This is a genomic window from Phenylobacterium sp., assembly GCF_030697305.1.
Lineage (GTDB): Bacteria > Pseudomonadota > Alphaproteobacteria > Caulobacterales > Caulobacteraceae > Phenylobacterium.
The window spans coordinates 15,578-30,408 of record NZ_JAUYQL010000063.1; the positions used below are offsets into that span (position 1 = coordinate 15,578).

Consider the following 14,831-nt stretch of genomic DNA (forward strand, 5'->3'; position numbering starts at 1 on the left):
CGCGTGGCGCGTGCCGACAGGTTCAGGCGACGTGTTGGCTGGAATTTGGCTCAGTCGTCACCGCGTCGTCCGCGTTGATCGCGTCCTGTATCGCGGACAGCAGGAGAGCGGCGTTGATCGGCTTGGCGACGAAGCCGTTCATCCCTGCAGCGAGGTAGCCCTCGATCTGATGGGTCATGGCGTTGGCCGAGAGCGCCAGGATCGGTGTCTGTGGACCAGCGCGCGCCGCTTCGATCGCCCGCATCGCCTGGGCGGCCTCCACGCCGTCCATCTCCGGCATCTGGATGTCCATCAGCACCACATCGAAGGCGCCTGCTTTGAACGCGGCGACGGCTTCACGCCCGTCGGCGGCGAGCGTCAATTTGACGCCCAATGGCTCCAGCAGAGCCTGGAGGAGCATCTGATTGGTGGTGTTGTCGTCGGCCGCGAGGATCCGCACTGCGAGGTGTTCCGGCTCGGCGGGTCCATCCTTGCGCGCCGCCGAAGCCACAGCCGCCGATCCGCGGACAAGCGGCAGGGTAAGGGTGAAGGTCGAGCCGACGCCCTCCGTGCTGCTCACCGCCAGCGCCCCGCCCATCATCTCCACGAGCTCGCGACAGATCGAGAGGCCCAGGCCGGTGCCGCCGAAACGGCGCGTCACCGAGGCGTCGGCCTGGACGAACTTGCTGAACAACCGCGGCATGGAGTCCTTAGTTATGCCGAGGCCGGTGTCGCTGATGGTCAATTGCAGGCCGCCGGGCGCGCAGGCGACTTCCACGCGGACACAGCCATGGTCGGTGAACTTGACGGCGTTGGAGGCGAGATTGCCGACGACCTGGCGAATGCGCACCGCGTCGCCACGCCAGATCCCCAGCGCCGAAGGCTCGATCGCGATGTCGAACGCGACGTCCTTGCGGGCGGCGAGGCCTGCGAACGGCCGACAGACGGCGTTGATCGTCTCCTCGAGGTCGAAATCGCCGGTTTCCAGCTCCATGCGGCCGGCCTCGATCTTCGACAGGTCGAGGATGTCGTTGAGCACGGCCAGCAGCGTCTCGCCGGAATCGCGCACGATCTTCAGCCGCTCGGCGTGCGGCGAACCCAGGTCGCTGCGCTCCAGCACCTGGACCATTCCCAAGACGCCGTTCAGCGGCGTGCGGATCTCGTGGCTCATGTTGGCGAGGAATTCGCTCTTGGCGCGGTTGGCGTCCTGGGCCGCGTCGCGGGCGCGCACCAAATCGGCGATCGCCTGCGAGAGGCTGGCTTCGTTTGCGTCGAGGCGCATGACGATGGAGCGAACTCGGAACGCCAGCGCCGTAGCGGCGGCCAGCAGCGCCAGGAAGCCCATGACGATCACCGGCGCCGCGGAGCGCAGCACCTCGAGGCCCGGTCGATGCGCCTGCCAGGTGATGCTGCCGACGGCATGGCCGTTGATGTCGACGATCGGCAGCATGTCCTTGCCGGCCTGCGCCTGCGGCTGGATTGAGGCTTCCTGGACGCGTAGTTCCTGCTTCAGCGCTGACAGGAACTGGCCGTCCATGCGTTGGGCCGAGACCACGATGACGGCGGGGCCTGGGCGGCGCGGCGCGCTCCAGACTTCAGGCGTCACGGTGGATGCGGCGACGAGGTAGTAGTGTCCGCCGGACTTCAGGACGCCCCGCGTGGTGGTGGCGAGGCCCGGGTCGGTGGGCCTGCGGTCCTGGCTGGGGTGGCGGCTCCTCCGCTCGACCGCACGCATGCCGGTGAGCATCGGCCGTACGTCGAGCTCGAACTGGCGCATCGCCGCGGGCGCCGTGCGCCGGCCTTGTTCAAAAGCGTAGAAGGGTCGGTCGGCGCTGTCGAACACCATGGTGCGGTCATGACCGCGGTTGTTGGCGAAGTAGGTGCCGATCTCGGCGTCCGCCCACTCCAGATCGCCGCCCGGCGAGAGCTTGGCGTAGGCCTGGTCCCAGACGCTCGCCGTGGTGATGTCCCTCGCCAGCCGCTCTTCCAGGCGCTCGAGCGTGCGCTGGACGAGGAAGCGTTCTTCCTGGGACTGCAGACGGTCCACGGCCGTGGAGGCGAGCGCCAGCATGGCGGCGCTCCCCAACAGCACGATGATCACGACAATCGCGCCCAGGCCGAGCAGCCGTCGCACATCGCGACGGCTCGCGCTGGGGTTTTCACTTATAGAGGTCAAACTTTGCACGTGACGACCCTAGGTGGATCGACGTTAAAAGTGCGCCAACAAGTGTGGACTGCGGGCGATCTGTCGCAGGATGGAAAGCGGGGTAGCGTCGCACCGCGCTTGCGACCTCAAGAAGAGAGCGTGCGGCCCCCGTCGCTGACGATGGTCTGGCCAACCACATAGCCCGACAGCGGAGAGGCCAGGAACAGGACGACGCCGGCGATCTCCCTGATCTCGCCCAGCCGCCCGATCGGGATGCCCTTGAGGCGTTCGGCCAGGCGCTCCGGATCGGCGACGGTCACCTCGGTCATCTTGGTCGCGACCAGGCCCGGCGCCACACCGTTCACGCGGATGCCCTGGCCGGCCCAGGCGTCGGCGAGGGTGGCGGTCAGGTGGATCACGCCGGCCTTCGACGCGGCGTAGGCCGGGTTGCCGCGGGTGGTGCGGATGCCGCCAGCGGACGACACGGTGATCAGGCTGCCCTTGGCTTTGGCCAGCATCGGCTGGAACTTCACCGCACAGGCCATGAGGCTGTTCAGGTTGACCTCGACCACACGCCGGAAGGTCTCCATCTGGAACTCCGCGCGGCGATACTCCACCACGCCCTGGCACAGCACGAGGATGTCGAGGCTATCGAACGTCGGCGTCCAGGATTCCACCGCCGAGGTGTCTGACACGTTGAGCTGGCTGTAGTTCAGGCCTGTCAGGTCGGATCCCGAGGCCGGGTCGTACTGGTCCGCCGAAGCGCGCGTGCCGGTGACGTGGACAACAGCGCCTCTGTCCAGGAAGGCGTGAGCGACGCCGTTGCCGATGCCGCTCGAACCGCCGACCACCAGAGCGCGCTTGCCGCTGAAATCCAGATCCTTCACCGAAATCCCCTTTTGACCGCGTGACGGTCGGGCCTTCGATCAGTCGGGGGAGGCGGTCAACTGCAAATGCAACAGCGCCACGCCGCGCGTGAGGGGAGGAGATCTACAGGGACGCACTCTGACGTTCCGGCAGTTCGTCGGTGATCACCATGAACCCGGCCAGGAAGGCCGTGCCGAAGGCGGTGGAGATCGCCGCATCCGTGGCGTCGCGCCCTCGGGCCATCAGCACGCGGCCGATGCGCGGCGTGTTGTGGCGTGCGTCGCAGGTACGCCAGGCGCCATCCAGGTAGACCTCGAACCAGGCGCTGAAATCCATCGGCGCCGGCGAGATCGGCACCCCGATGTCGCCGAGATAGCCGGTGCAGTAGCGGGCGGGGATGTTCATGCACCGGCACAGGGTGATCGCCAGGTGGGCGAAGTCGCGGCAGACGCCGAATTGCTCCTCATGGGCCTCGAGGGCGGTCTTGGTCGCACGCGCGTGTTCGTAGCCGAAAGTGATGTGGCGGTGCACATAGTCAAGGATCGCCTGCACCCGGGCCGATCCTGGCGCGACGCCGCCGAACAGCGTCCAGGCGAGGTTCGAGAGCTGATCCGTCTCGCAGTAACGGCTGCCCAGAAGGTAGAGCACCACGTCGTCCGGCAGGTCTTCGACCGGCAATTGGCCGGCTTCGGGCAGCGGCGCATCGTGTGCGCCGCTGTCGCGGATCACGAAGCGGTTGCGCAGGACGATGCGTCCAGCCGGGGCCAGGATGCGGCTGACGAAATTGCCGAACAGGTCGTGGTACTGGCTCACCGACACCATGGGGTCGGTGACCATGACATCCGACGTCTCGAGGTCTCCGACGCGCGAAGGATGCACGCTGAGCTGCAGCAGCATCGGCGTGGGCGCCGGGCAGTCGAAGGTGATCTCGTATCCAGCGCTTATCCGCATGATGTTCCCCCTTCGCTGGTCATGCTGGGGCAAGGCGGAAATGCGAAACAGGTTGCACAGCGACCGCCACTCTGTAGTCGGAGGCGGCCAGCGCGCGTGCCGCTGCAGCGTTCACGGGCTGCGCTGGCCGGTTTCCAGGCGCCGGCGCGCCAGTCGGAGTTCACACCCTGAATGTCTTCGAAGCCGCTCCTGACGCCGGACGAGCCCGCCCCCGCCCTGGTCTTGAACCCAGGCGCAGCATCTCCATTCCTGCTGGTCGGCGACCATGCAGGACGGGCGGTCCCGCGCAGTCTCAACGGGTTGGGCGTGTCGGCTGCGGATATGGAGCGGCACATCGCCTGGGACCTTGGCGTCGCCGAACTCGGCGTGCGTCTTTCGGCGGCGCTCGATGCTTGCTTCCTGAGCCAACGCTACTCACGGCTGGTCATCGATTCCAACCGGGACCCGGCGCGGGCCGACGCAATCCCGCCGGTCAGCGACGAGACCGTGATCCCCGGCAACGTCGATCTGACGCCTGAGGCTGCGCGGGCGCGCGAGCGGGCGATCCATGCGCCTTACCAGGCCGCCATCGCCTATGAACTTGATGATCGCGCGCGCAAGGGCCTGCCGACGGTGCTGGTTGCGCTGCACAGCTTCACGCCGCGGATGGCGGGGTTCGACCGCCCCTGGCGCTATGGCGTGCTGCACCGTGGAGACTCGGCGTTCTCCGCCGCGGTGCTCGCGCTGCTGGTCGAGGCGCACGGCGACGCGGTCGGCGACAACCTGCCTTACCGGATGGACGAGGTGGACTACACCATCCCGTTTCACGCCGATGCGCGCGGGCTCGACTACCTGGAGCTGGAGGTCCGCCACGACCTGCTGGCGGACGCCGCGGGCCTCCAGTCGGTGACGGACATGGTCGCTGCGCTGTTGCCCAGGGCGCTGCAGCGGACGGGCGCCGCATCGCCCACCTGATCGGTCAGAGCAGGGTGCCCAACCCCACCGGCGAACGCATGCCGCCGGCCCGCATGGCGGCGACCAGTTCGTCCTCCGGGATCACGTCGACCTCGACCTTCAGGGTCTGTTCGCCGGGCGCCAGGATGATGCCGTCGATCGGCGCCACGTCCGAATAGTCGCGGCCGCGCGCCAGGACGATGTGGTCGTTCTGCGCGAGGATTCCGTTGGTGGGATCGAAGCCCACCCAGCCCAGGCCTTCGCCGCACCAAACCGCCGTCCAGGCGTGCGTTGCGTCGGCGCCCTCCAGGCGGGCCTGTCCGGGCGGCGGGATCGTACGCAGGTAGCCGCTGACGTAAGCGGCCGGCAAGCCCAGACCCTTCAGGCCGCTGATCATGATGTGCGCGAAGTCCTGGCACACGCCGCGGCGGGCCTTGAACGCCTCCTGCGCCAGAGTGGAGACCGTCGTCGCCTTCGAATCATAGGTGAAGTCCGCGTACATCCGGGTCATCAGCTCGCCGGCGGCTTCCATGATCGGGCGGCCCTCGGCGAAACTCGGCCGCGCATATTCGGTGATCTCGGCGACGATCGGCGTGCGGCGCGTCGGATAGAGGTAGGCCGCCGGGCTGTCCGGACCGAGATCGGCGTTGCGCACGCTGCGCTTGCGCACCTCGTCCCACGACGGACTGGGGGTCGTGAGCTGCAGGCTGGGCGCATGAACGTCGACGCGGGACCTCGCCTCGATGACCAGCGCCAGGTGAGGCTCCTCGATCACCGCCGTCAGCGTGTGCTCGCCGAACGCGCCGGTGCGCTCGATGACATTCGACGGCCTCGGCGTCACCGCCAGCGAGCTCTCCAGCACGGTCTGGGCCGGCGACGACTGGGGCGTCAGGCGAAGCACACAGCGCGCGAACGACACCGCGGATTCGTAGGTGTAGGTCGTGCGGTGGCGCAGGTTGTAGATCACGCCAGCCCGGCGAGCTTTGCGGTCGGCACCGCATTGGCGCCGCGCAGGAAGAAGCGCTCGCCGATGGCGTCGGAGAGCCGCATCAGCGCCAGCTCGAAGGCGATCATCTTCTCAGTGTTGATGCGGGCGGCGGTCTCGGTCTCCACCTGGGCGGCCAGGTTCAGCAACACGCGGTCCGGCTCCTCCAGCATGCCGTCGTCCTGCAACGCCGGCAGCACGTCGAGATGCTGCTTCAGGGTCTCCACCTGGAACGCGAGCGAACGGGTGTTGAACGGATCCAGCACCACCATGTCGCGCACCGGCGCCAGCGCCAGACCGACCAGATAGCGCGCCCGATAGGTGATCTGGCTGTCGGCCAGGTCGAGCAACAGGTCGAGGTCGTCGATGGTCGCCTCTTCATGCGCCAGGGCTCGGGTGAAACGACAGGTGTTCACCCCACGCTCGATGCGCCTGCCCATGTCGAGGAAGCGCCAGCCGGCGACACGGTTCATGTTCTCCTGCGCGAGACCAGAAAGCGCGGCCAGGATCTGCAGGGCGTTTTCCACCTGCTGCAGCACCTCGGCCTCGGACAGCAGTTCGTGGGCGCCCTCGACCAGGCTGGCCTCGAGGTTGATCAGCAGGGTCCAGAAGTCGGCCGACAGCCGTTCGCGCATGCTGGCCGCGGTGCGCCGGGCGGAGCGCACGAGGCTGACCACCGAACCGTAGGCCTTGTCGTCGTGCAGGGTGTCGCGCCCGGCGTCGATCGCCCGGCGGCCCAGGGCCTTCTCATCCAGCGCGCCCCACTCGATCAGCAGCTTCTGCAGGATGGCCAGCGTCTCGCCGGCGCTGTGGGTGGCCGACTCCGAGTCCATCAGGCTGGTGCACAGGCTGCGGACCAGGCGCAGCGTCGCCTCGGCGCGCTCGATGTAGCGGCCCAGCCAGAACAGGTTGTCGGCCGCGCGGCTGGGCAGATGCCCCAGGATGCGGCGCACCTTCACGTCCTCGGTGCTGGCCATCAGGGTGACGCGCTCTACGGGACGATCGGAGATCACCCACACGTCGTTGGTCCGCGCGTCCTCGCCCATGGAGATGGCGCGCACGTCGGGGTGGTCGGAGGTTCGGCAGAAGCCGCCGGGCATCACCTTCATGCCATCCGGCGTCATCGCGGCGTAGACCCGCAGCACAAACGGCGCGGGCTCCAGCCTGCCGTCGCGCAGCACCGGCGTGGTCGACAGGCGCACCACCTCCTGGCCGACATAGTCGCCGGGGCGGTCGTTGAGTCGGGCCAGGAACTCGGCCTTCTCGGCGGCCGACATGCTGGCGACCAGCCTGGGCTTGGCCATGGCGGCCAACGTGCCCGGCACGTTGAAGGCCGGCGCGATCGCCAGGTTCTCGAGGTTGCGCTCGACCAGCGCGCGCTCCATCGGCTGACCGCACCACCACGTGGCGACATTGGGCATCTTCAGCTCTTCGCCCAGCAGGCGGCGGCAGAGCTTGGGCAGGAAGCCTAGCAGCGCCTTGGACTCCAGCACCCCGGAGCCCGGAATATTCAACACGGCCACGCCGCCCGAACGGATCGCCTCGAGCAGGCCGGGCACGCCCAGGTGCGAGGCGCTGTTCAACTCCAACGGGTCGATGAAGTCAGCGTCGACACGGCGCAGGATGACGTCCGCGCGCTTGAGGCCGGCGATGGTCCGCACGTACACGCGGCCGTCGCGCACCACCAGGTCGTCGCCCTCGACCAGCAGGAAACCGAGATAGCGGGCGAGGTGGGCCTGTTCGAAATAGGTTTCGCTGAACGGGCCAGGGGTCAGCAGGCAGATGCGCGGATCGTCGCGCTCGGCGGTGGCCGCCAGACCCTTGCGCAGTCCGTCGAAGAACGGCGCCAGACGCTGCACGTTCATCGCGTTGTAGAGATTCGGATAGGCGCGCGAGAGCACCAGCCGGCTCTCCAGCGCGTAGCCGGCGCCTGAAGGCGCCTGGGTGCGGTCGTCCAGCACCCACCAGCGTCCGTCAGGGCCGCGGCCAAGGTCGGCGGCGTAGAGCTGCAGGAAGCGACCGCCAGGCGGCTTCACCCCGCGCATGGCGCGCACGAAATCGGCGCTGCCGGTCAGGGCGGCGGCCGGCAGAGCCCCTTCCGCGACCAGCGCGCCCTCGCCGTAGAAGTCCTGCAACAGCGCCTCGATGAGGTTGGCCCGCTGCTCGACGCCCTCGGCGATCTGCGCCCACTCTCCCTGGCTGAGGATCAGCGGCATCGGGCTGAGCGGCCAACTGCGTTCGTTCTCCTCGCCGTAGATGCGATAGGTCACGCCGGTGTCGCGGATATGCCGCGTCGCCAGGCTGAAGCGGTTCTCGAACTCGGCCTGCGGATACTCGGCGAACTCGCCCAGGAAGCTCAGCCAGTAGTCGCGCGGCCGCCCGGTGCGGTCGAACAGCTCGTCCGGTACGCCGGGCAGGGGTTTGTAGTTCCGCAGCCAACTCGACAATCGGTCGGCGGCGGCGGGCTTCAGGTCCTCCCGGCGGCGGACCGCGATGGGCGCGTCAGTGGCCAAGGGGCATCCTCAAATCGAGCGTCATTGGAAACTCCACGGTCGGCTCCGGACGCGGCGGCGACACCACGCCAGGACTATGCCCCTGCTCCTCGAAGCGGGCCTTGCGACGGGCCTGGGCTTCATAGGAGTTCACCGGGAAGGTCTCGTAGTTGCGCCCGCCCGGATGGCTGACGTGGTAGACGCAACCGCCGATCGAGCGGTTGTTCCCGCGGTCGATGATATCGAAGGTGAGCGGCGCGTCGACCGGCAAGGTGGGGTGCAGGCCATTGGCGAGCTTCCAGGCCTTGTAGCGGACGCCGGCCACCGCCTCCATCGAGATGCCGGTCGGCGTCATCGGCAGGGCCCGGCCGTTGCAGGTGATCGTGTAGCGGTCAGGGTTAAACCCGCGCGCGGTGATCTGCAGCCGCTCGACCGACGAATCGGCGAACCGCACCGTGGCCGAGTTCGAGCTTTCCTGACCTAGCACGTACCAGGGCTCCAGCGCATGGCGCACCTCCAGCGTCACGCCGCCATATTGCACCTGGCCGTGGATCGGGAAGCGGAACGCCCGCTGGGCCTCATACCACTGCGAATCGAACGCGTAGCCGGCGCGGTTCAGGTCAGCGAGGACGTCCATGAAGTCGCCCCACACGAAGTGCGGCAGCATGAACCGGTCGTGCAGAGCGGTGCCCCAGCGGACCAGCGAGCCGGTCTGCGGCTCGCGCCAGAACCAGGCGACGAGCGCGCGGATCAGCAGTTGCTGGGCCAGGCTCATGCGCGCGTCCGGCGGCATCTCGAAGCCGCGGAATTCCAGCAGGCCCAGGCGGCCGGCAGGGCCATCGGGCGAGTAGAGCTTGTCGACGCAGATCTCGGTGCGATGGGTGTTGCCGCTGACATCGACCAACAAGTTGCGAAGCAACCGGTCCACCAGCCACGGGGCAGGCGGCTTCTCGTCCGGCCCGGGGATCATCGAGAGCGCGATGTCGAGTTCATACAGCGCGTCGTGGCGCGCCTCGTCGATGCGGGGCGCCTGGCTGGTCGGGCCGACGAACAGGCCGGAGAACAGGTAAGACAGCGAGGGATGGCGCTGCCAGTAGAGCAGCAGGCTCTTCAATACATCCGGCCGGCGCAGGAACGGCGAGTTCTCGGGACTGGAGCCGCCAACCACCACATGCGCGCCGCCGCCGGTGCCGGCGTGGCGACCGTCGGTCATGAACTTGTCGGCGCCCAGCCGGCAAGCGACCGCGTCCTCATAGACGCCGGTGGTTATCTCGACGGCCTCGCGCCAGGTGGCGGCCGGGTGGACGTTGACCTCGATGACCCCGGGGTCGGGCGTGACCTTCAACACCGCCATGCGCAGGTCGTCGGGCGGGGGGTAACCTTCGATGCGGATCGGCAAGCCGTCGGCGGCGACGTCCAGGTGAGCGACGAGCTCCAGATAGTCCTCCAAGCGCGCCACCGGCGGCATGAACACATAGAGCCAGCCGTCACGCGGCTCGATCGACAGCGCGGTGCGCACGATCGGCGTCTTGCGCGGCTTGGGCTGACGCACCGCCGGCCCGAATGTCTGGTAGATCAAGTCCAGATTCGGCAAGGGCCCGCGCACCTCGTAGGGGTCCACCGGCGTGATGTGCGGATAGTCCTTGGGCTTCACCTCCGGCAGGGAGTCCAGCGGCAGGCGCAGGCCGACCGGGGAATCGCCCGCGATCAGGAACAGCCGCTCGCGCTTGAACCGCCAGGCCTCGCTGACCCAGCCTTCGCCCTCCGACTTGGTCATGGCGCGCCGTAGCGGCAGCACATAGCCCACGGCCTTGGACAGTCCGCCTTCCATCGCCTTGCGCAGCCGCAAACGGGCCGCGGCGTCGTCGAGCGCCGCATCGTCCAGCACGACGTCCTCGGGAAGGTCGGCTTCGGCCTTAATGGCGTTCAACGGGTCTTCACGGGCTGGCAGCACGTTGGCGGGATCCAGACCCAGCCTCCCGGCCAAACGCTGGATCAGGGTGGAGGCGTCGGCGATGTTGGCCAGCGGCGTCGGCGGCGCGTCGGCCGGCGCGATCTCGCCCCGCCACACGGGCTGACCGTCGCGCCGCCAGAACAGGCCAAGCGCCCAGCGTGGCAGGGGCTCGCCCGGATACCACTTGCCCTGGCCGTAGTGCAGCATGCCGCCCTTGCCGAAGCGGGTCTTCAGCCGTTGCAGCAGTTGGGCTGCGATCACCGGCTTGGTCGGGCCGGACGCATCGGTGTTCCACTCGGCGGCTTCGAAGTCGTCGATCGACACGAAGGTCGGCTCGCCGCCCATGGTCAGGCGCACGTCCTGGTCCTGCAGGTCCTTTTCCACCCGCTCGCCCACAGCCTCGAGCTCGGCCCAGGCCGCATCCTCGAATGGCCGGGTGATGCGGATCGGATCCACCAGGCGCGTCAGCGTCATCTCGAAGTCGAAGGTGGTCTCGGCCGGCTCGACGCCGCCGGTGATCGCCGCCGCCGAGCGGTAATGCGGGGAGGCGGCGAGCGGCAGATGGCCCTCACCGCACAGCAGGCCGGAAGTGACGTCGAAGCCGATCCAGCCCGCGCCCGGCAGATAGATCTCGGCCCAGGCGTGCAGGTCGGTGAAGTCGGTCCGCGTGCCCAGCGGCCCCTCGATCGGGTCGATGTCGGCCTTGAGTTGGACCAGGTAGCCGGACACGAAACGCGCCGCGAGGCCCAGCTTGCGCGCCACCTGAACCAGCAGCCAGGCGCTGTCGCGGCATGACCCCGAGGCAAGCGCCAGGGTCTCGTCCGGGGTCTGCACGCCGGGCTCAAGGCGCACCAGGTAGCGCACTTCGCGGGCGAGCTGGGCGTTCAGGCCGACCAGGAAGTCCACGGTGCGCGCGCCGTCGATCGGCAGGCTGGCGACCAGCGTATCGACCCTGGGGCCATCCTCAGCCACCTCGCGATAGGGCGTCAGGTCGGCGGCGAGATCGTCGGTGTAGCGGAACGGCAGCACCTCGGCGTAGGGCTCGACGAAGAAGTCGAACGGATTGACCACTGTCATGTCGGCGGTCAGGTCGACGGTGACGCTGAACTCCCGCGTCCGCTCGGGGAACACGAGCCGGGCCAGCCAGTTGCCGTGGGGGTCCTGCTGCCAGTTGATGAAGTGGTTGGCGGGCGTGATCTTCAGCGAATAGCTGGCGATCCGCGTGCGGCAGTGGGGAGCCGGACGCAGGCGCACGATGTGCGGGCCGAGCTCCACCGGACGATCGTAGCGGTAGCGGGTGGCGTGGTGCAGGCCGATGAGCGCCGACAGGACGATCTCCTTCTGGGAAGCTGCGAGTGCGCCCACCGTAACGCGGACCGCACGGATAGGGGCCGCAAAACAGGTCCTTGGCCGAACTTGCCCATCTTAAGGGCGGGTCTGACGCGCGCAGGGCGTGACGGCGCCGCTTCCCATCTCGTTCCAGGCTTTCCAGCGCCGTAGCTCATCGGCCTGTTCCGGGTGGCCCCGGAGAGTTTCGAAGGCTATGGGAGGCGACCTTGGGTAAGGGACGGCACATGATCGTCGGACACTGCGGAGCAGGACGCTGAAGCGTCCCTTTGGTTCCGGGCTGAGCGGCAACACGCGCGGGGCCCTGTGGATGCTGGGCGCGTCGCTGACGTTCACCATCATGACGTCGCTGATCAAGTTACTGGGCGATGACTACCCGGCCCCGCTGCAGGCCTTCTATCGGCAGGCGTCCATGCTGCTGATCCTCGTGCCGTTCATCCTGCGGCGCGGCGTCAGCGTGTTCTACACCACCCGGCCATTGATGGTGCTGTCACGCTCGGTGATGACCGTTTCCGGCCTCACGCTCACGTTCTACGCCTTCCAGAAGATGCCGCTGGCGGAGGCCAATGCGCTGTCCTTCACCCGCAGCCTTTGGGTGACGATCCTGGCCGCGGTGGTGATGCGCGAATACGTCGGTCCGCTGCGCATCGGCGCGGTGACCGTGGGCTTCGTCGGCGTTCTGGTGATGCTGGGGCACAGCATGGGGGGCGGGAATTCGGTCGGCTTGCCGGCGCTGGCGATGCTGGCGGCCTCGTTTCTGTTGGCGTTCAGCGTGGCGGGCATGAAGATCCTCACCCAGGACCACAGCCCGATGGTGGTGATGGTCTGGGCGGCTTTTCTGGGCGCGGTGTTAGCCATCCCAGGCGCGGTGCTGACCTGGCGCTGGCCGACCTGGCCCGACCTTGCGCTGCTGTCGCTGATGGGCGTGTTTGGGACGATCAACCAGGCGCTGTTCATCCGCGGCCTGCAGGTTGGCGACGCGGCCGCCATGGCCCCCATCGACTACACGCGGCTGGTGTTCGCCGCCCTCGTGGGTTTCGTGTTTTTCAACGAGCTGCCGGACGCCTGGACAATCGTCGGTGCGGCGATCATCGTCGCCTCAACCCTGTTCATCACGCTGTGGGAACACCACGTCTCGAAGCGGGCGGCGGCGGCGCAAGTCGCTCAGGGAACGGAATAATATGCGTTGGAGGAGAACGAACATGCAGGTTTCCAAGCCTGAACAGGGGTGGTGATGCGCGACGTGAAATACCTGTTGATCGGGGGCGGCCTTGCCTCGATCCGAGCCGCGCAACAGATCCGCACCGTCGATACCGACGGCTCGATCCTGATCGCCTGCGACGAGCCGGTGCCCCCGTATGACCGGCCGCCGCTGTCGAAGGAATATCTGCAGGGCGTCAAGACGATCGATGAGATCTCGCTGGGCGACACAGAGCAGCTAGTGGGCCTGAAGGTTGAGTGCGCCCTGTCCCAGGAGGTCACCGCGATCGATCCCAAGGCCAAGACCGCGACCTTGGCCGGCGGTGAGCAGATCCACTACGAGAAGGCGATGATCGCCACAGGCGGTCGCCCAGTGCAGCTCGACCTGCCGGGCTCGAGCCTGACGGGCATCCATTATCTGCGCACCGCGGCGGACGCCGACGCCATCGCGGCGGCGGCTCAGCCCGGCCGTAAGGCGATCATCATCGGCGGCGGCTTCATCGGCCTGGAAGTGGCCGCGACCCTGCGCAAGCGCGACGTCGACGTGACGGTGATCGAGGCCCTGCCGCGCATCTGGGAACGGCTCGGCAACGCCGACCTCGCCGACTACGTCTCGGGCTACTGCACGGCCAAGGGCGTTAAGTTCCGCTACTCCACCCTGGTCAGCGAGTTCCGGGGCGAGGGGCGCGTCGACGCGGTGATCACCAATACCGGCGACGTTCTGGAATGCGATCTGGTCTGCATCGGCGTCGGCATCCGTCCAAACGTCGAATTGGCGTTGGCCGCGGGGCTGGAGGTCAACGACGGGATCATCGTCGACGAGAACATGCGCACCTCCGACCCGCACATCTACGCCGCCGGAGACGTGACAAACTACTTCGACGCCCTGTTCCATCGCCGCCGTCGCGCGGAGCATTGGGGCCACGCCGAGCAGAGCGGCCGGGTCGCGGGCCTCAACATGGCCGGGGGCGCGGAGGTCTACGAGCTGTTGGCCTATGTGTGGTCGGACATCTTCGACATCCACCTGGAGTTCGCCGGCGACGAGCACGATCACGACGCCCAGGTGCGTCGTGGCGAGCTCGCCGACAACTCGTTCATGATCATGTACCTGAAGGAGGGTCGGGTGACCGCGTTCTTTGCGATCAACACCCCTGCACGCGAATATTCGATCGTGCGGCGGATGATCATGAAGAAGACCGATCTGTCAGGGCGCGAGGCGCAACTCGCCGATCCCGCGGTCGGACTGCGCAGCCTGCTCTAGCGGGCTGTCCGACCCAGACAAAAGGCGCCCCTGGTGACAGGGGCGCCTTTCTTCATTCCAGCGATGCGGCGCCTGTCAGGCGGGATCGGGGCCGGCGGCGGAGACCACGCCCTGTTTGAGGGCGGCTTCGCTGACCTTGATCTCGATATCGTCGCCGACGATCCGCAGATCGAACATCGGGATGTCGGCGGTGGCCAGCAAGGTCAGGGCCTTGCCGGTGCGCACGTCCCAGCGGCCGGCGTGCCACGGGCATTCGACGATGCAGCCTTCCAGGAAGCCTTCGCCGATCGGGCCGGCGGCGTGCGGGCAGACATTGCCGAACGCATAGAAATTGCCTTCCGCATTGGCGATCACCACCAGGTCGTGGAAGACGATCTTCATATCCTCCTCGGCGATCTCCGAGGTCTTGGCGACCTTGATGAAGTCGGTCGGCAGACTGGAAATGGTCACTTTGCCGTCGTCGCGCTTGTCGACGTTGTCGATCCACTCCTGGGGGTCCTCGCCGAAGTACTTGGCGAGCCGCTTGGAGGTGTTCTCGTTCGGAATGGCCGTGCCGGCGATGAAGGTGTTCAGACGCGAACGCTCCAGGGCGAGCTGGCGCGCGACGGTGTCGACGTTCACGCCCTTCTCAGCCATGGCTTTCGTCAGTCTGTCAGTTAGCCAAGTCATAGGCCTCCCCTGGTGGATTGAGGTTACTCAGGTCGCGCGGACCCTAC

At 67.6% G+C, this 14,831-nt stretch carries 10 protein-coding genes; 3 read left to right on the forward strand and 7 right to left on the reverse strand.

The genetic code is table 11. The annotated features are described in order from the left end of the window. Positions 1–22: 22 nt before the first annotated feature. The 3 genes from Q8R27_RS07235 to Q8R27_RS07245 all read right to left on the reverse strand — a co-directional run bounded on the left by Q8R27_RS07235 (position 23) and on the right by Q8R27_RS07245 (position 3,943). A complete protein-coding gene (locus Q8R27_RS07235; protein WP_305698380.1) occupies positions 23–2,113 on the reverse strand; it encodes an ATP-binding protein in 2,091 nt (696 codons plus the stop codon). A 158-nt stretch (positions 2,114–2,271) separates the two neighbouring features. Continuing rightward, positions 2,272–3,012 carry an SDR family NAD(P)-dependent oxidoreductase gene (locus tag Q8R27_RS07240; protein WP_305698381.1) on the reverse strand — a complete coding sequence of 247 codons (741 nt, stop codon included), beginning with the start codon at positions 3,010–3,012 and terminating at the stop codon, positions 2,272–2,274. Between the two features lie 103 nt (positions 3,013–3,115). Continuing rightward, positions 3,116–3,943 carry a transglutaminase family protein gene (locus Q8R27_RS07245; RefSeq protein WP_305698382.1) on the reverse strand — a complete coding sequence of 276 codons (828 nt, stop codon included), beginning with the start codon at positions 3,941–3,943 and terminating at the stop codon, positions 3,116–3,118. A gap of 171 nt (positions 3,944–4,114) precedes the next feature. On the opposite strand from Q8R27_RS07245, the gene Q8R27_RS07250 reads away from it, so the two are divergent. Next, on the forward strand, positions 4,115–4,897 hold the full coding sequence (locus Q8R27_RS07250; RefSeq protein ID WP_305698383.1) for an N-formylglutamate amidohydrolase: 783 nt from the start codon (positions 4,115–4,117) through the stop codon (positions 4,895–4,897). Between the two features lie 4 nt (positions 4,898–4,901). Here Q8R27_RS07250 and Q8R27_RS07255 read toward each other — a convergent pair whose 3' ends face one another. Genes Q8R27_RS07255 through Q8R27_RS07265 form a run of 3 tightly spaced genes read right to left on the reverse strand, consistent with a single transcriptional unit; the run spans position 4,902 to position 11,672 of the window. Beyond that, positions 4,902–5,843: a transglutaminase family protein gene (locus Q8R27_RS07255; RefSeq protein ID WP_305698384.1), complete on the reverse strand. Its 942-nt coding sequence runs from the start codon at positions 5,841–5,843 to the stop codon at positions 4,902–4,904. Next, positions 5,840–8,374, reverse strand: coding sequence for a circularly permuted type 2 ATP-grasp protein (locus tag Q8R27_RS07260; RefSeq protein WP_305698385.1), 2,535 nt, complete (start codon positions 8,372–8,374; stop codon positions 5,840–5,842). The genes Q8R27_RS07255 and Q8R27_RS07260 overlap by 4 nt, the downstream gene beginning before the upstream one ends. Next, positions 8,364–11,672: a DUF2126 domain-containing protein gene (locus Q8R27_RS07265; RefSeq protein WP_305698386.1), complete on the reverse strand. Its 3,309-nt coding sequence runs from the start codon at positions 11,670–11,672 to the stop codon at positions 8,364–8,366. The genes Q8R27_RS07260 and Q8R27_RS07265 overlap by 11 nt, the downstream gene beginning before the upstream one ends. Positions 11,673–11,934: 262 nt before the next feature. Between Q8R27_RS07265 and Q8R27_RS07270 the strand changes: the two genes are divergently transcribed. Both Q8R27_RS07270 and Q8R27_RS07275 read left to right on the forward strand, forming a co-directional pair. Then, positions 11,935–12,834, forward strand: coding sequence for a DMT family transporter (locus tag Q8R27_RS07270; RefSeq protein WP_305698409.1), 900 nt, complete (start codon positions 11,935–11,937; stop codon positions 12,832–12,834). Positions 12,835–12,888: 54 nt separating this feature from the next. Further along, entirely contained in the window at positions 12,889–14,115 is a 1,227-nt protein-coding gene (locus Q8R27_RS07275) for an NAD(P)/FAD-dependent oxidoreductase (protein ID WP_305698387.1), read from the forward strand. Positions 14,116–14,190: 75 nt separating this feature from the next. On the opposite strand, the gene Q8R27_RS07280 is transcribed toward Q8R27_RS07275, so the two are convergent. Further along, positions 14,191–14,751, reverse strand: a complete 561-nt coding sequence (locus Q8R27_RS07280; RefSeq protein ID WP_305698388.1) for a Rieske 2Fe-2S domain-containing protein — start codon at positions 14,749–14,751, stop codon at positions 14,191–14,193. Positions 14,752–14,831 lie beyond the last annotated feature (80 nt).

Coding starts and splice junctions, on each gene's coding strand:
- Q8R27_RS07250 (WP_305698383.1), top strand. CDS start 4,115: ATGTCTTCGAAGCCGCTCCTGACGCCGGACGAGCCCGCCCCCGCCCTG.
- Q8R27_RS07280 (WP_305698388.1), bottom strand. CDS start 14,751: ATGGCTGAGAAGGGCGTGAACGTCGACACCGTCGCGCGCCAGCTCGCC.
- Q8R27_RS07275 (WP_305698387.1), top strand. CDS start 12,889: ATGCGCGACGTGAAATACCTGTTGATCGGGGGCGGCCTTGCCTCGATC.
- Q8R27_RS07245 (WP_305698382.1), bottom strand. CDS start 3,943: ATGCGGATAAGCGCTGGATACGAGATCACCTTCGACTGCCCGGCGCCC.